Source organism: Amycolatopsis sp. NPDC102522 (assembly GCF_055584485.1).
Genome location: NZ_JBVJLY010000008.1, coordinates 271,003 through 286,973 on the forward strand (window position 1 = coordinate 271,003; position 15,971 = coordinate 286,973).

The 15,971-nt window shown below is 67.9% G+C and carries 12 protein-coding genes; 7 read left to right on the forward strand and 5 right to left on the reverse strand.

The window, feature by feature from the left end; all coding sequences use genetic code 11:
- Positions 1-142: 142 nt before the first annotated feature.
- Positions 143-2,590, forward strand: a complete 2,448-nt coding sequence (locus tag ACZ6YV_RS21300) for a DUF6493 family protein (protein ID WP_465511262.1) — start codon at positions 143-145, stop codon at positions 2,588-2,590.
- Here the strand turns inward: ACZ6YV_RS21300 and ACZ6YV_RS21305 are convergent.
- Positions 2,573-3,706 (reverse strand): SWIM zinc finger family protein, encoded by a 1,134-nt coding sequence (locus tag ACZ6YV_RS21305; RefSeq protein ID WP_465511263.1) that lies wholly within the window; start codon positions 3,704-3,706, stop codon positions 2,573-2,575. The two genes, ACZ6YV_RS21300 and ACZ6YV_RS21305, sit on opposite strands and share 18 nt — an antisense overlap.
- Before the next feature lie 594 nt (positions 3,707-4,300).
- Here ACZ6YV_RS21305 and ACZ6YV_RS21310 point away from each other — a divergent pair.
- Positions 4,301-5,173 carry a helix-turn-helix domain-containing protein gene (locus tag ACZ6YV_RS21310; protein WP_465511264.1) on the forward strand — a complete coding sequence of 291 codons (873 nt, stop codon included), beginning with the start codon at positions 4,301-4,303 and terminating at the stop codon, positions 5,171-5,173.
- A 6-nt stretch (positions 5,174-5,179) separates the two neighbouring features.
- Here the strand turns inward: ACZ6YV_RS21310 and ACZ6YV_RS21315 are convergent, their stop codons facing one another.
- A complete protein-coding gene (locus ACZ6YV_RS21315; protein ID WP_465511265.1) occupies positions 5,180-6,277 on the reverse strand; it encodes a ThiF family adenylyltransferase in 1,098 nt (365 codons plus the stop codon).
- Between the two features lie 300 nt (positions 6,278-6,577).
- Here ACZ6YV_RS21315 and ACZ6YV_RS21320 point away from each other — a divergent pair, with 300 nt between their 5' ends.
- Complete coding sequence (locus tag ACZ6YV_RS21320) at positions 6,578-7,447, forward strand: DUF5753 domain-containing protein (protein ID WP_465511266.1); 870 nt, start codon at positions 6,578-6,580, stop codon at positions 7,445-7,447.
- Positions 7,437-7,670 (forward strand): DUF397 domain-containing protein, encoded by a 234-nt coding sequence (locus ACZ6YV_RS21325; protein ID WP_378241238.1) that lies wholly within the window; start codon positions 7,437-7,439, stop codon positions 7,668-7,670. The genes ACZ6YV_RS21320 and ACZ6YV_RS21325 overlap by 11 nt, the downstream gene beginning before the upstream one ends.
- A gap of 74 nt (positions 7,671-7,744) precedes the next feature.
- Here the strand turns inward: ACZ6YV_RS21325 and ACZ6YV_RS21330 are convergent, their stop codons facing one another.
- Positions 7,745-8,611: a TetR/AcrR family transcriptional regulator gene (locus ACZ6YV_RS21330; protein WP_465511267.1), complete on the reverse strand. Its 867-nt coding sequence runs from the start codon at positions 8,609-8,611 to the stop codon at positions 7,745-7,747.
- An 87-nt stretch (positions 8,612-8,698) separates the two neighbouring features.
- On the opposite strand from ACZ6YV_RS21330, the gene ACZ6YV_RS21335 reads away from it, so the two are divergent.
- Together ACZ6YV_RS21335 and ACZ6YV_RS21340 are read left to right on the forward strand one after the other, a co-directional pair.
- Positions 8,699-10,492 (forward strand): right-handed parallel beta-helix repeat-containing protein, encoded by a 1,794-nt coding sequence (locus tag ACZ6YV_RS21335; protein WP_465511268.1) that lies wholly within the window; start codon positions 8,699-8,701, stop codon positions 10,490-10,492.
- Between the two features lie 70 nt (positions 10,493-10,562).
- On the forward strand, positions 10,563-11,192 hold the full coding sequence (locus tag ACZ6YV_RS21340) for a hypothetical protein (protein WP_465511269.1): 630 nt from the start codon (positions 10,563-10,565) through the stop codon (positions 11,190-11,192).
- A 33-nt stretch (positions 11,193-11,225) separates the two neighbouring features.
- Here ACZ6YV_RS21340 and ACZ6YV_RS21345 read toward each other — a convergent pair whose 3' ends face one another.
- A complete protein-coding gene (locus tag ACZ6YV_RS21345; RefSeq protein ID WP_465511270.1) occupies positions 11,226-12,608 on the reverse strand; it encodes an aminotransferase-like domain-containing protein in 1,383 nt (460 codons plus the stop codon).
- On the opposite strand from ACZ6YV_RS21345, the gene ACZ6YV_RS21350 reads away from it, so the two are divergent.
- On the forward strand, positions 12,607-13,839 hold the full coding sequence (locus tag ACZ6YV_RS21350) for an aminotransferase class V-fold PLP-dependent enzyme (RefSeq protein ID WP_465511271.1): 1,233 nt from the start codon (positions 12,607-12,609) through the stop codon (positions 13,837-13,839). The two genes, ACZ6YV_RS21345 and ACZ6YV_RS21350, sit on opposite strands and share 2 nt — an antisense overlap.
- A 57-nt stretch (positions 13,840-13,896) precedes the next feature.
- On the opposite strand, the gene ACZ6YV_RS21355 is transcribed toward ACZ6YV_RS21350, so the two are convergent.
- Positions 13,897-15,939: a M3 family metallopeptidase gene (locus tag ACZ6YV_RS21355; RefSeq protein WP_465511272.1), complete on the reverse strand. Its 2,043-nt coding sequence runs from the start codon at positions 15,937-15,939 to the stop codon at positions 13,897-13,899.
- Positions 15,940-15,971 lie beyond the last annotated feature (32 nt).

The following is a 15,971-nucleotide window of genomic DNA, read 5'->3' on the forward strand; positions in this document are numbered from 1 at the left end:
TCCCTATCTAATCCCACCCAATCTCCATTTTGGGGTTTGGGCTGCTTTTTTTTGGGGTGGTGTGGGTGTTTCGGTGTGTTTCTTCGCCCAAACCCACCCCCCCCCCCCCCACCCACCACCACCTTGAGGCCACAATGGACCCGTGCACCTGGACGCGCTCCTCACCGGCCAACCCTCCGAAGTCCTCACCAGGACCCTCGAACTCGCCCGAGCCGAGCGGAAAGCCCTCACCCCCGAGCTCACAGCCGTGTTCAAGGACAGCAGCGAGTTCGTCGAGATCCAACCCAACACCTACGGCGCCCGAAACCCACTCAAGGGCCAGCAGGCCGCGACCGCCCTCTGGGCCGTCCTCCCCGCCGGAGACCCCCTGCTCCGCAGACTCTGGCTCGCCTCACCCACGATCCTCGAACGCGTCCTCCAGGACCGGTCACTCGCCGAACGCAAGACCATCGCCCTCCGCATGATCGGCCACCAGACCGCCTGGGAAGCGATCCGCCGCATGACCATCGACGGCGACCTCGAACCCATCCGCACACCGGACTACTACTCGGGCTGGTTCCGCTGGGCCGGACGCTTCGGCGGAAAATCCCTGGCCGAACGGCTCCGCACCGAACCCGAAGCACTCACCGAACTCTGGGAACTCCTCGCGCTCGAAGGCAACGGCGACGCCAGCTTCGCCGCCTTCGACAAGTACGTCCGCGACGAAGACAAGTGGTCCACCGCGCTGCTCGAACTGACCACGACCGGCGAAGTCGACCGCACCAGGCTGCTCGACCTCACCCTCGACGTCCTCGCCCGCGACTTCGCGGCCTTCCGCGCCCAGTGGTACGCGGCCCTCCACGAGACGCTCGCACCAACACCGGACGAGCGCGCGGCGGCCCAAACCCGCTACGCACGCCTCTGCGGAAGCGGTCTCCCCCGCACCGTCTCCTTCGCCGTCAAAACACTGTCCCTAGTGGACAAACAAGGCACCCTCGACGACGAAGTCGCCCTCCAGCACCTCCCCGCCGCCGCGGCCGGACGCGGCGCCGCCACCGCCAAACTCGCGCTCAAACTCGCCGGACGTATCGCCGACCGACGACCCGAACTCACCGACCTCGCCAACGAAGTCTTCGAAGCAGCCCTCACCCACGAAGCCTCCGACGTCCGCACCATCGCCACCGCCCGGCTCGGCGTCACCCCCGACGCACCGGACGTCGTCGAAGCCGCCGAATACCCCGAACCCGCGCGACCACCATGGGACCAGCGCAAGACGCTGACCATCCCGCTCGACATCCCGGACACCCCCGCCGCCGTCGCGGAAGCCCTCTCCTCCCTCCTCGCCGACCCCGACCAGGCCGACCTCTTCCTGGCCGTCCTCGACGGCGCCCACCGCGTCTCCGGCCAACTCCAGGACGCCCTCAAACCGCTGCTGAAACGCGCCACCAAGATCACGGGCGACAAATACCCCGCGGCCATCCCCAAACTCGTCGCCAAGCTCATCCTCGGCCTCAGCGGCCGCGACGTCGCCCACCCGCCCCAAGTCGACGGCTGGCGCCGCCCGCTCCACCACCGGGTCACCGCCCTGCTGGAAGGCACCGCCATACCCGTCTCCGCGGCCACCCACCAGGGAGGCTGGCTCGACCCGGCCGTCTTCGTCTCCCGCATGCTCGAACACCCGGAAGCACCCGAGGACGACGTCGTCGACGCACTGCTCCGGCTCGCCCCGGACACCCGGACCGAAGCTCTCTCACTCGCCGCGGCACTCACCGGACCGCACGCCGACACCATCCGCTACGCCCTTGGCGGCCCGGCCATCGACGACACCGGCTGGACCGCCCTCGCCGCCGCCCGCGCCCGGCACCCCGAATCCGCCGACCCCGCCGCCGCGCTCCGCGGCGAACCCGGACCGCCGATCACCTGGACGGCGAAAGTCGCCACCAACGAATACGGCCTGACCTCGCTGGACATCGAGCAAGCTCCAGAGACCGTCTCACCGAAAGCTCCCTGGCTCGGCGCACGTTTCGAACGCCCGGATCACCAGTGGCTCGGCTTCACCGAATGCCACGAAGCCATCTCCTCACCCTACGACCGCGATCGCCTCGAAGCCCTGGTCGCCGGAAACCTGTTCTTCAACGACCTCGACGCCGGCCATCCGGTGGAAAAGGCCGCATTGCCGCCGTTCCTGGACAGTCCTTCGATACCCGGGTACCCCGGCACGATGCTCATCGCGACCACGCTCGTACTGAAACGACCCGCCTCGGCCCAGTTGGGCGCGGATGCCGCGCTGACCCTTTTGGACCGGCGCATGCTCGGCCCGCGCGCACTCGGCGAAGCACTGGGAGTACTCGGCCCCCATCTCGTTCCGACGAGACTCGTCCCCAGGCTTTCGATCATCGCGAACGAACACCCGATCGCCACCCTGTCCACACTGGACATATTGCTGCCGAAGCTGGAGCCCGCCCACCGCGGCGTCTTCGCCCTGCTCGAACTCGCCGCGGATCTCGTGGAACGCGGAGCAGGCACGATCAGCGCCGAAACGAAGGATTGGCTCGCAGGGTTCAAAGGCAGCTCGAAGGCGGCGAAAGCGGCATCACGCCTCCGCCGCTGACAGACGGGCCGCCAGTACGTGCGAACACGGTCCCCGGGTCTCCTGGTGCTTGGCCCACCACGCGCAGGTACAACCAGCCGGCGACAACCGCACTCGCTGCACCGACCCCGCACGCGTGATCTCGTAGCCGCCGTCAGGTAACGACCGGACAGCTCCGTCGGCGACGAGCTCGCGCGCCTTCGCCACCCGGCTGTTCGCCGGAGCGCGCCCACTCGGCAGCTCACGCGGGAACCACGTGCCGTCGACGACATCGTGGCCGGCGCGACCCTCGACGAGTTCCGGCACGTCAAGGCCCGCCGCCAATGCGTTCAGCCAGCCTCCCTCACCGGAGAAGCCCCGGGACGGATCCGGGGACAACGTGACGATCAGGCGCGCTCGTTCCAACTGGAGCACCCAGGTCGCGACTTCGCTGTCCGGTCGCGTGTAGACGGTCAGCCCCTGGGCGAACCGGACGAGCGGCTCGATCACCCGCAGCCGGTGCAGCCCGGACGCCGGAATCGACTCCGGGCCGGACCGTGATGTCAATCGGAGCCCACGCCCGGAAGCCACCGCCCACGACCTGCCGACAGTGGTGGGCAGCCGACGCAGGAAGGCCCGCGTCTCAAGCTTGTCGAGCTCCGCCCTTTTGACCGCGCCCGCCGTGACAGCGGCGACCTCGGCGAAGCCCGCCACCCAGCGATCCGGGAGTGGTACCACCGACTCGTCGTTCTGCCCGTCGAGAGTGCGCAGGTGGATACCCTCACCACGAACGGTCAGATGCAACGGATCCTGCGCCACGACTCCGGCCAGGACGGTTCGCGTCGCGTCGGACAAGTCCACGTTCGTGCAGCCTTCGCCGAGACTTCCCACATCCGGCAGATCGAGCCTGGCGTAGACACCACAGCACGGCGAGAAGGCCTCCGCTCGCAGTGTGGTCCGGTCCGCGGTGAACACCGGATCGGACTCGGCGATGAGCCGGTTCACCATCGACGGCGGCATCCAGAACCGCGTACGGGCGACCTTCCCCATCACGAGCAAGGCCTGGGCCGCCTGCGCTCCGGGTTCGAGAAAACCCTCGAAGAGCACGGGCGTCCGGACGCCCTCTTCGACCGGCTCCAACAAGATCTCGGTGATCACCGGACAACCCTAGCCAGACCCCCTGACACTCTTTGCTGGCTTGGTTCTCAAAAGTCTGGAAATGATCTTGTCCAAAGCCAGAATGTATAGAGCGTTATACATTTTAAGAGTTCAATGCATCTCTGACACTGTCGGTGGCAGGCCTCGAGAAGGAACCCGAGGCCTGCCACCGCCCTCCCCCACCCGGAGGTTCGACGTGCGCGACGCACTCCCCTCCCCTGGTTTTCGGCCTACCGCACCGATCTCCAAGTGTCGCCCACGTCCGGGGCAGGGCTTTGATATTCCGAAACCAAGCCAGGGTGGGTGATCGTGACCCCGCCACCGAAGGACGTGCGCTCGTCTTCGCGACTGGTTCGTCCGGCCGCGAAGCCGATTGCCAAGCCAAGCGGCAGCAATGCGAGTTCGGCTATCTGGATCCAGTTGGCGAACATCGGTCTCCCCACTCTTCGGCCAGTCTCATCCCCTCGATCCTATTCGCCAACTATGCGAGTCCGAAGCGGCTATTCGTGTACTATTCGCGACCTAGTGCCGGTCGGGTAGCATGATCGCGCGCCGAACAGCAGCTCCGCCCGCTTCGAACCGTGAGAGAAGAACATGCCCACCTCGCCGCCCCACCCTGGCTCCGACCGCGCCCGGCTCGCCACGAAACTCCGCGAGATCCGGGCCGCCACCGGACTGTCCGGTAATCAGTTCGCCAAGACCTTGGGCTGGCCCCAATCGCGGGTGTCCAAGATAGAGACCGGGACGCAGTTCCCGACCGGTGACGACATCACCGGCTGGCTCGCCGCAGCAGGCGCCGTCACGGAGGAGAACGCGGTCACTGAGCTGCTCAAGCGCGCTCGCGTGGAGTCGGTGTCGTTCCGCCAAGAGTTCCGGAAGCCGGGCGGAGCCGCCGCCAAACAACGATCGGTCCTCGAACTGGAACAGCGGGCTTCTCGCGTCGCCCAGTACCAGCCGGCGCTGCTTCCCGGACTGCTACAAACGCCCGCGTTCATGCGGGCACTGCTCGCACTCCCCTCCGGCCCGGCGCGGACAGGCGGCGCCTCCGACGCCGATATCGAGCAACTGGTGGCTGTCCGGATCGAACGGCAGGCACAGCTGCACGACCCGGGCAAAGCCCTGTCCCTGGCGATCGGCGAGGCAACCCTGTGGACTCGGATTGGCGATCGCGATACCCAGCTCGGCCAGCTGGACAGGCTCCACACTCTCGTCGGCCTGCGCACCGTCGACCTGAGGATCGTGCCGTTCGACAGCGTCATGCCGATCGCCCCGTTGCACGGCTTCACCATTTATGACGCCGACCTCGTCGTCGTGGAACTGTTCGCCGGCGAGCACCTGATCATGGATCCTGACGAGATCGCCTTGTACGAGGACCTGTTCGGCCGCCTGCAGGCCGCATCCGTGTCCGGTGACGCGGCGGCCCGGCTGATCCGGAATGTCTCGCACCGACTGGCCGACGACTCCTGACCACGATCACACCGCGGTCCGGCACGTCCGGCACTCCGCGTGTGACTGCTCCAGGCTGGTGACGAAACTGTGGTCCATGGTGGCGAGACTGAAACCGTACTGACAGTTCAACGCGAGCTTGGGCGCGTTCGTGATCAGGCACATCGCCGCGTGCGCGACCAGATTGCCCGCGACACCGGCCGTCACCGCGTTGGCCGCATGCTCCGGGATGTTCGCGGCGGGTCGCCAAGTCGCCAGCGGTGGCCGCTCGGCGTCGCGATCCTTCTCGGTGAGACGGGCGCACTCGTAGCACGGCCCGGCTCCGGGGCGGTAGACGCCCAGATTGACCTGTGGACCGTGGTACCCCCCGTACACCCAAGGCGTGCCCGTCGACGCGCACGCCTGGTTCGTCCAGGTCCGGATCTCCGCCGGACGATCGGCGGTCATGATCAGGACATCGCAGTCGGCGGCCAGTCTCCGCAGGGACGCCACATCTCCGATCCGCGTCGGCTCACCGGTGACTTCGACGTCCGAGTTGGCCGCGCGCAACCTGTCCACCGCCGCGTACACCTTCGGCAGCCCCAGATGCTGCTCGGTGTAGAGAATCTGACGGCCGAGGTTCGACAGTTCGACCACGTCCGGTTCGACGCAGTGCAACCGTCCCACCCCTGACATGACGAGGCTCAGGGCGGCCGTGCACCCGACGCCACCCACGCCGACCAACACCACCCGCGCCTGAGCCAACGACACCTGGAAGTCCCAGCTCGAACTTCTTCGCGTCAGATCGATCCACCGGTACAGCGACCGGCTTCTCGAGTGACGCTCGAGTTGTCGCGCGGTCAGTGCGGCACACGTCGGCTCGTCGGCGTTCTCGACATACCCACGCTCGGCCAGCATCTCGATGGCGGCGGCGACCTCGTCGGGACACGAGGCCGGGAACCGATGAGCCAGGTCCGCGAAGACCTGACTCATCGTTCGCGTGCCGTCGAGAAGGTCCAGTAACGCCCACACAGCGCCGTCGGAGTCCCTCAACTCGGCGGCGATGCCGAACACCTCCCCGCCGATCCGGATCCAGCCGTCGCCGAACCGGACCGGACGGTGCTCATCTTTGATTCGTGGACGCACGCGGAACCCCTCCCAAGGTCAACCGTTGTCTCCGCTGTAAACGTGGCGAATCGCGTCGGTACGCTCCACCATCACGATCTCGATCATCACCGGCCACCTCCTTTCCCCCGACCACGCCGGGAACGAACCGGACGCGCCGACCCGCTTACCGGCGGAAGAATCTCCACAATGTAGAGTGCCCTGTTGTGGACACCTCAAATGTAGAGCGATACATTGCAAGTCGTCTACGTCTTCCGTGGGGCCATGCGGGTGATGCTGGGATCACCCTCCGTAACAGGACAGTGAAGAGGTGGTGACTTCGTGGGCACGCTGACCCCCACCGCCATCAAGCGCTGGATCGCGCTCGAGATGAAGCGCCTGAGGGAAGCGGCAGGCTACGACCGCGCCGCCGCGGCCGAGCGCATCGGTAAGGCGACGACGGTCATCGCGCACATCGAGACTTCGCGCAACCTGCCCGCGCCCGCCGACCTGGAAATCCTGCTCGATTTTTACGGAGTGCCCGAACGGGCACCGCGTTTCCTCGACCTGACCAAGCGAGCGAAACGCGGCCGCGACTGGTGGATCAATTTCGACCACGGGGTGTTCGACTGGTTCAACCTGTATCTCGGCCTGGAAACCGGCGCCGCCCGGATCAGTACCGTGGACATGGTCGTACTACCCGGCCTGTTCCAGACCCGCGACTATGCTCTCGCGATCATGCGAGAAGGCCGTCGATGGGACAACAAGGCCGAACTCGAAACCATGGTCGACCTGCGGATGGCGCGACAGGAAATACTCGATCGCCCTGGGGACGCGCCGCAGATATGGTCGATATTGGACGAGAGCGTGCTCCGCCGCCAGGTCGGCGGACCGGCAGTGATGCATGATCAGCTGCTGCACCTGATGGATCTGTCCGAGCGATCGAACATAGACATCCAGGTGCTTCCTTTCACCGCGGGCGCCCATGGCGCCTCGGACGGGATGTTCGTGCTTTTGGACTACCCGCCCGAATTCAGCGGTGACCCCGGAACCGTGTACGTCGAAAACCGACGAGAAGGCCTCTATTACGACGACAAAGAAGACCTGCGTCGATTCCGCAATACGTTTGAGCGCCTTCAAGCTCAAGCGGAGCATCCGGGACGGACACGGAATTTCATTCAAAACTTGGCAAGGGAACTCAATGAACAATGACACCACCCGTCCCACCCTCCTCGGCCTTTCAGGCTGGTGGAAGTCGAGCTACAGCGGCGGCGCAAGCGGCTGCGTCGAGGTCAATGACTCGGTAGCCGGTTACGTGGGAGTGCGAGACTCGAAGCTCGGCGACGCCAGCCCTGTCCTCGTCTTCGAACCGCACGAGATCCGAGCCTTCGTCCTCGGTGCGAAGAACGGCGAGTTCGACCACCTGCTCCCCTGATACCTCCTCTGACACAAGGTGATCCGCTCCGGCAATCGGGTGATGGCCGGAGCGAACACTCCGCAGTTCGAGCTTCAGGGTTGAGCCTGGCGTTGACGGTAGGCGCGTTGCTGGCAAGCTCGTGAGCAGTAGTCCCGAGGCCTGCCCCGCCCTCCCCCGTCCAGCGGCTTGCCGCAGATGACGCACTCCCCTGCCTCGGTTTCGTCACGCATTACCTCACTCCCCTGGCTTTCGACGAGCGCCTGGACGCCGTCCAGGGTGCACTGCAGCCCGAATTCGAAGGGATCGAGCGGCGCGTCCATTCCCCCGCCCCGCCAAAGCGCATCCAGCGCCGGATAACGGTCAAGGCGCTCGAACAGGGACTCGCGTTCACTCCACCAGCTCTCGTGGGACACGCCCGTGCGCCGCTGGAGTTCCGCGGTCTCCCCCGCCTGACGTGCGACCGACTCAACGAATCCGCCTACCAGGTTCACCACCGCGATCACCTGCGCCGGCGCCAGGCCGCTCCGTGACGCCACGTCCAGCGCGTGGTCGTACCCGGCCATGATGTTCGGCCCGGGCAGACGGCGGGTCCCGGCACTGTGGACCACCCACGGATGCCGACGGTGCAGCTCCCACGCCCGCCGCGCCCAGCGTTCCAGGCCCGCCCGCCAGCCGAGCCCGTCCGAGGGCTCCATCGGGAACTCGCCGTACACAGCGTCGCGCATGAGTTCCACCAGTTCAGCCTTGCCGGGAACATACCGGTACAGCGACATCGTGGTGGTACCGAACCGCTCCGCAACCTTGCGCATCGACAGGGCGGCGAGCCCTTCGGCGTCCGCGACCTCGATCGCCGCCGTGACGATGCGGCCGAGGCTCAGGCCGGGGCGATCCGGTTCGGGCGCTCCCCACAGCAGTTCGATCGCGCGCTCCGGATCCGGCTGCGCGTCGTCTTCCGCCACCACTACTCCCTTGACGCTCGTCACTCTCGCGTGTTTAGCTGATAAACCTCAGTATATCCCATAAACCACCCACAGGAGCGCTTCAGCATGCCTGAAATCAGGTTCTTCGTGTCCCCCGACGGCCAGAACGACTGGCCTGGGACCGTCGACCAGCCCTTCGCCACCCCGAAAGCGGCACAGGACGCCGTCCGTGCCGCCACCGACGGGATGACCGGCGATATCGTCGTCACCTTCACCGCCGGCGTCCACCACCTTGAAGAACCTCTTGTTTTCGGCGAAGCGGATTCCGGCGCGAACGGCTTCCGGGTGATCTACCAGGCGCACGACTACGGAACGCCCGGCCGGGCGAGAGTCGAACTGAGTGGCGGCCGCGAGATCAGCGGCTGGTCAGCGGGCGACGACGGCGTCTGGACGGCACCGATCGGCGACCTGGCGCCACGGCGGCTCACCATTGACGGCCGCCCTGCGGCACGGGCAGCGCGAGCGACCGGACTGCCGGGAAGCGTGACGAAAACAGCTACTGGTTACGTCACAGACAGCGTGGAGCCTCAGTCTTGGCCGGATCCGTCCGGGCTGGAGTTCGTCTACCCCGGCGTCTATCCGTGGTCCGAAGCCCGGCTCGCGGTCGCGTCGATCTCCGGCGACGGCTCCTCGACCACCATCACCATGGCGCAGCCCGCCTTCGACAACGCCAAGTCCCTCTACGACTCGAAGTGGTACGGCGCCGGCGGGGACGGGACCTGGGACGGTCTCGCCGCGCCTTCGGTGCTCGAGAACAACGTCGCCTTCCTGACCGAGCCGGGCACCTTCGCCGTCAGCCGCACCGAGCCGGGCGACCACGTCCTGCACTACCGCCCGCGCCCTGGCGAGGAAATCGGCAAGACCGTCGTCGTCGCCCCGGTACTCGAAACGCTCATCAGCGGACAAGGCGTGCACGACCTCGTGCTGCGCGGCTTCACCTTCGCCGACGCGGCCTGGTCGGGCCCCACCCGAACCGGCGGCTACCTGCACTATCACGGCAACGCCCGCTACGAGCGGGGCGAGTTCCAGAAGATCGACATGGGCGCGGACGTCGGCTACGTCCATGTCCCGGCCGGCCCGGTGCAGTTGCCCGCCAACGTCAGCCTCACCTCGGCCAGCCGGGTCACCCTGCGGGACAACCACTTCACCCGCCTCGGCGCGGGCGGGCTCCTGATCGAGGACAGCACGGACGTCCAGATCCGGGGATGCGTCTTCGACGAGATCTCGGGCAGCGGGATCGCCGTCCACACGGGCACCCGGGTCTCGCTCGAAGACAACCTCGTCCACGACATCGGCACCGAGTACCGTGGCTCCCCTGCCGTCCTCGTGGTCGAGTCCGAAGAGACGACCGTGGCCCACAACGAGATCCGCGACGTCCCGCACAACGGAATCGTGATCACCGGCGGCGAGCGGGCCAACGGCACCCACGTGATCTCGAACCTCGTCGAACGCAGCATGGGGAAGCTGATGGACGGCGGCGGGATCTACCTCTCGGCACCACAGGGCTCGTCGTTCGCCGGCGGGGCGACGGTCCGCGGCAACGTGATCCGCGACGTCCTCACCTCGTACAACTTCGGTCTCTACACCGACTACGGCGCGGCGTGGATCACCGTCGTCGGCAACATCGTCCACCGCGCCGACACCCCGATCGTGCTCCAGGTGGGTCCGCCGATGGAGAACGTCGCCTTCGTGGGCAACTTCTGGGATGTCCGGCCCGACGGTTACGACGACCCGCCCAAGACGGTGACCGTGGCCGCGAACACCTTGCTGCCCAAGGAGACCTTCGACGAGGCCGTCCGAGCCGACCCGGCGGGTGCCGACATCCTCGCGCGGGCCGGGCGTCGGGGTCTGGAACGATGATCACCGCTCCTGCCGGGCGCGTGCCCGGCAGGAGCCGCTCCGGCCCCGATCACCGAGGAGACCACGCGCCATGCCGACCCAGTCCACGGAAGCGCCCGGGATCCGCCGACGGCTCGCGCGGATCGCGACCGAGGTGCTCGCGCCGTGGGTGTGGGTGCTCGGCCTGCCGCTGGTCGTCGCCTGGAAGGTCACCGGCTTCCACTTCGGCGAGACCCTGTTCTGGGGTCTGATCGCCGGCGTCACCGGCTCGCTGATCCCGATGGCGGTGATCGTGCGGGGCGCCAAGAAGGGCAAGTGGGACAGCCACCATGTCACCGACCGGGCCGGGCGCCTGGTCCCGTTCGCGGTCTGCATCGGTTCGCTGGCCGCCGGATTCGTCATCCTGATCGCCGGTGGCGCTCCGCACGAGATGATCGCGCTCGCCGCCGCCGAACTCGTCTGCCTGGTCGCCGCGCTCGCGATCACCTTCGGATGGAAGTTCAAGATCTCGATGCACGCGATGGTGGCGGCGGGCGCGGCCGTGATGCTGATCCGCGTCTACGGTCCCTGGCTCGCGCTGGTCTTCCTCGGCGTCGGCTGGGTCTGCTGGTCTCGCATCGAGCTCGGCGATCACACCAAGGCCGAGGTCACGGCCGGGACGGTCGCTGGTGTCTTCCTCGGCGGCGGTGTTTATCTGGCGCTTGAAGCTGCTTTAGCCTGACCCCCCGCCGTATAGGCCGTTATACAGTTGTCTTCATGGACACTGTCCGAGTCGCCGGATGCCTTCGCCGAGTTCGGTGACGTCGGCCGCGGCGGCGAAGCCCAGCCGCAGGAACGGTCCGGCGGGCTCGGTGGCGAAGAACCGCTCCCCTGCCCCGACGACCACTCCCCGGTCTCTCGCGGCGCGGGCGAGCGCGTTCGCGTCGCTCCCCGCCGGTAGCCGCACCCACAGGTGCAGTCCTCCCGAGGGAAGGCGCGCGACAGTCCATTCAGGACACTCTCGCGCCAGCGTGGCGGCCGCTTTTCCGCACCGTTCCCGCAGTTCCGTGCCCAGCTTCCGGACGTGACGTTCCCAGGACGGCGCACTGAGCAGTTCGAGGGCCGCCTCCTGCAGCGGGCGGGTGACGAAGAAGTCGTCGACCCGCCGGATCGCCTTCATCCGGTCGAGAACCGGTCCTCGCGCGATCAGCGCGCCGATCCGGAGGCTCGGCGCGGCGGCTTTGGTCACCGAGGTCAGGTGGACGACCGTGCCGTCGTGATCGTCGGTGATCAGCGGACGCGGCGCCGTCGCCCCGTGTGACAGGTGGCGGGCGAAGTCGTCCTCCAGCACGAACGCTCCCGCCGCCCGCGCCACCTCCAGCACTTGGGTCCGCCGCTCGGCCGCGAGCACGGTCCCGGTCGGGTTGTGAAAGGTGGGCTGACAGTAGAAGAGCCGGGCGCCGGTCATCGCGAACGCCTCGGCCAGCAGATCCGGGCGGACCCCGTCGTCGTCGATCGGGACCGGTACCGGGCGGAGGCCCGCGGCTCGCGCGGCGGCGAGCGCCCCCGGATAGGTCGGCGATTCGACGAGGACCGGGCTTCCGGGCGCCGCGACGGCCCGGAACGCCATGGACAGCCCGCTCTGCCCGCCGGCGGTGATCACGACGTCGTCCGGTGACGCACCGGCCGGACCCGCGAACACCGCTCTCAGCGCGGCCAGCCCCGCGGCGGGTGCGCGGTCCCAGGCGTCCGGGCGGCGGCCCGCTCGCGCGAGCGCCGCGCTCAGGAACCGGGTCGCCTGCAGGGATCGGTGCGGATAGCCACCGTCGAGGAGGATCGCTCCGTCCGGCGGCGGACCGAGGGTGCCGGTGAGCGACCTGGTGTCGACGCTGCGATCGGTCAGCGCGACCGTCTGCCAGGCCGTGTCGAGCGGTTCGCCGGCGGCCGTCGGCTTCGTCGCCACATAGGTCCCGCTCCCGGGACGGGTCACGACAGCGCCCTCGGCGGCCAGCAGGGCGATCGCCCGCGAGACCGTCACCGGGCCGACCCGGTAGCGCTCGATGAGCTCACGACTGCTGGGCAACCGGTCCCCCGGCGCCGCGGCCCGGACCAGGGAACGCAGCTGGAGCACGAGCGCGGAAGTGCTACTATCCGACATGAAAGACCATGGTAGTGCTACTGAGAACCGCACGGAATCACTACTGGACGTTCCGGCCCTGCGAGCCGATACGCCCGGCAGCGAGAAGGTCGTGCACTTCAACAACGCGGGTTGCGGGCTCCTGGCGAAGCCGGTCCTGGCCACGATGCTCGACCACCTGAATCTCGAAGCCGAGATCGGTGGCTACGAGGCCGCTGCGGCGAAAGCCGGCGAGGTCGCGGGCTTCTACCGCGAGATCGCCGCCTTGATCAACGCGCGGCCGCACAACATCGCCTTCGCGGCGAGCGCCACTCACGCGTACTCCACCGCGCTGTCCTCGATCCGGTTCGAGCCCGGCGACGTCGTCCTCACCACCCGCAACGACTTCATCTCCAACCAGATCGCGTTCCTGTCGCTGCGGAAGCGGTTCGGCGTCGAGGTCGTGCACGCTCCGGACGCGCCGGAGGGCGGTGTCGACGTCGAGGCCATGGCGGCCCTGATGCGCACGCGGAAGCCGAAACTGGTCGCCGCCACGCACATCCCGACCAACTCGGGTCTGGTCCAGCCGATCGCCGAGATCGGGCGGAACTGCCGGGAACTCGGTCTGCTGTATCTGGTCGACGCCTGCCAGTCGGTCGGCCAGTACCCCGTCGACGTCGAGGAGATCGGGGCCGATCTGCTCACCTCGACCTGCCGCAAGTTCCTGCGCGGCCCGCGCGGTTCGGGGTTCTTGTTCGTTTCCGACAGGTTCCTCGAAGCCGGGCACGAGCCGCTGTTCATCGACATGCACGGTGCCCGCTGGAGCGCGCCCGGCGACTACGAACCCGCGGAATCGGCTTCCCGCTTCGAAGAATGGGAATTCCCGTACGCCACGGTGCTCGGCTGTGCCGCCGCCGCGCGGTATGCCCAGGAGGTCGGCCTGGAGGCGATCTCACGGCGCACCCCCGTGCTCGCGGCGAGGCTGCGCGACGGACTGGCCTCCGTCGCGGGCGTCGAGGTGCTCGACAGGGGCCCGAAACTGGGCGCGCTGGTGACGTTCTCGGTCAGGGGCTGGGAAGCCGTCCCCTTCAAAGAGGAGATGGACGCCCGGAGGATCAACTCGGCGCTCAGCTACCGGGAGTTCGCGCAGTTCGACTTCGGGGACAAGGACGTCGACTGGTGCCTGCGGCTGAGCCCGCACTACTACAACACCGAGCGGGAAGTGGACGACGTGGCCGCCGCCGTCGCCGAAGTCGCCGGGCGCCCCGCCTGATCGCGGTTCCCCCGCCTGGGCACTGGGGGTGTCCGGGCGGGGGAACCGTCAGGTGGATCAGGCCCCGGCGAGGCCGCGGCGCTTCAGCAGCGGCTCGATCTCCGGGTCGCGGCCGCGGAACGCGCGGAAGGCCGCCATCGGGTCGATGCTGCCGCCCCGACCGAGCAGTTCACGGCGGAAGTGGTCGCCGTTCTTCCTGCTGAGCCCGCCGTTCTCGCGGAACCACTGGACGGTGTCGGCGTCGAGGACCTCGCTCCAGATGTAGGAGTAGTACCCGGCGCTGTAGCCGCCGCTGAAGATGTGCGCGAAGTAGGTGGTGCGGTAGCGCGGCGGCGCGGCTTCCAGCGCGACACCGGCCTTGGTCAGTGCCTCGGCCTCGAATCGCTGGACGTCTTCGACGTGGTCCTCGGTGCCGAGCCGGTGCCACGCCTGGTCGAGGAGGGACGCCGCGAGGTACTCGGTGGTCGAGAAGCCTTCGCCGTACTGCTGCGACGCCAGGAGCTTGTCGACCTGCTCCTGCGGCAGCGGCTCGCCGGTCACGTGGTGCTTGGCGTAGTTGGCCAGCACCTCGGGCCACAGCATCCACATCTCGTTGACCTGCGAGGGGTACTCGACGAAGTCACGCGGGACGTTGGTGCCGGAGAACGCCGGGTACTCGACGTCCGAAAGCAGCGAGTGCAGCGCGTGCCCGAACTCGTGGAACGCGGTGACGACCTCGTCGAAGGTCAGCAGGGTCGGCTCGCCCGACGGCGGCTTGGCGACGTTGAGCACGTTCACCACGACCGTCTTGGTGCCCAGGAGTTTCGTCTGGTCGACGAAGTTGTTCATCCAGGCGCCGCCGCGCTTCGAGTCGCGGGCGTAGTAGTCGAGCAGGAACAGGCCGAGCTCCGCGCCGTCGGCGTCGAAGACCTCGAAGATCCGGACCTCGGGGTGGTACTTCGGCAGGTCTTCCCGCTCGGTGAAGCTCAGGCCGTACAGGTTGGACGCGGCGAAGAAGACCCCGTCGGTCAGCACCCGGTTCAGTTCGAAGTACGGGCGCAGCGCCGCGGTGTCGACCTCGAACCGGTCCTTGCGGACGCGCTCGGCATAAAACGCCCAGTCCCAGGGCCGCAGGATCGCGCCGGGGATGTCGGCTTCGAGGTAGCGCTGCAGCTCTTCGGCCTCCGCCTTGGCGTTGGCGACCGCGACCGGCGCGAGGCGTTCCAGGAGCCCGACAGCGGCGGCGGCCGTCTTCGCGGTCTCGTCTTCGATGACGTACGAGGCGTGGTCGGGGAAGCCGAGCACGGCGGCCCGCTCGGCGCGCAGCCGCACCATCCGGGACACGACGTCGTTGTTGTCGAACTCGTTGCCCCGGTTGCCGCGGGACACCGACGCGGTGAAGATCCGCTCGCGCAGGGCGCGGTCCTCCAACGCGGCCAACGAGGCCTGCGCTGTCGGCAGGGTCAGCTTGAGGACGTACTTGCCCTTCTCCCCCGCGGTTTCTGCGGCCGTGGCGATCTCGTCCTCGCTCAGGCCCGCGAGTTCCGCGACGTCGTCGACGACCACGGCGAGTTCGTTGGTGTCCTTAAGCAGGTTCTGCTGGAAGCGGGTCGACAGGGTCGACAGCTGTTCGTTCAGCTCGCGCAGGCGCTTCTGGTCGGCTTCGGGAAGCCCGGCACCGGCGCGGCGGACGTCGGTGTGATGCCGCTCCAGCAGGCGGAGCGACTCGGCGTCGAGGCCGAGTTCGTCCTTGCGCTCGAACAGGCTGTTGATCCGGGCGAACAGCGCCGGGTTCAGGTTGACGGCGTCGGCGTGCGCGGCCAGCCGCGGGGCCATTTCGGCCTGCACGCGCTGGATCTCGTCGTTCGCGTTCGATCCGGCGAGGTTGAAGAACACGCTGGAGACGCGGGACAGCAGCCTGCCGGACTTCTCGAGCGCGGCGATGGTGTTCTCGAAGGTCGGCGGCTCGGCCGAACCGGCGATCTCCTCGATTTCGGCGGCGTGCTCGGCCAAGCCCGCTTCGAAGGCGGGCAGGAAGTGCTCGTCGGAGATCCGGTCGAACGGCGGAAGGGCGTAGGGCAGCTCACTCGGCGCGGCGAACGGGTTGTCCTGCGAAATCATCGGTGTTGCTCCCGGGTCGTCGAATCTGCTGT

What these genes read in the sequence shown, in the direction of transcription:
- ACZ6YV_RS21325 (WP_378241238.1), top strand. Translation starts at nt 7,437, where the DNA reads ATGAACAATGACACCACCCGTCCCACCCTCCTCGGCCTTTCAGGCTGG.
- ACZ6YV_RS21355 (WP_465511272.1), bottom strand. Translation starts at nt 15,939, where the DNA reads ATGATTTCGCAGGACAACCCGTTCGCCGCGCCGAGTGAGCTGCCCTAC.
- ACZ6YV_RS21340 (WP_465511269.1), top strand. Translation starts at nt 10,563, where the DNA reads ATGCCGACCCAGTCCACGGAAGCGCCCGGGATCCGCCGACGGCTCGCG.
- ACZ6YV_RS21310 (WP_465511264.1), top strand. Translation starts at nt 4,301, where the DNA reads ATGCCCACCTCGCCGCCCCACCCTGGCTCCGACCGCGCCCGGCTCGCC.
- ACZ6YV_RS21350 (WP_465511271.1), top strand. Translation starts at nt 12,607, where the DNA reads ATGAAAGACCATGGTAGTGCTACTGAGAACCGCACGGAATCACTACTG.
- ACZ6YV_RS21345 (WP_465511270.1), bottom strand. Translation starts at nt 12,608, where the DNA reads ATGTCGGATAGTAGCACTTCCGCGCTCGTGCTCCAGCTGCGTTCCCTG.
- ACZ6YV_RS21335 (WP_465511268.1), top strand. Translation starts at nt 8,699, where the DNA reads ATGCCTGAAATCAGGTTCTTCGTGTCCCCCGACGGCCAGAACGACTGG.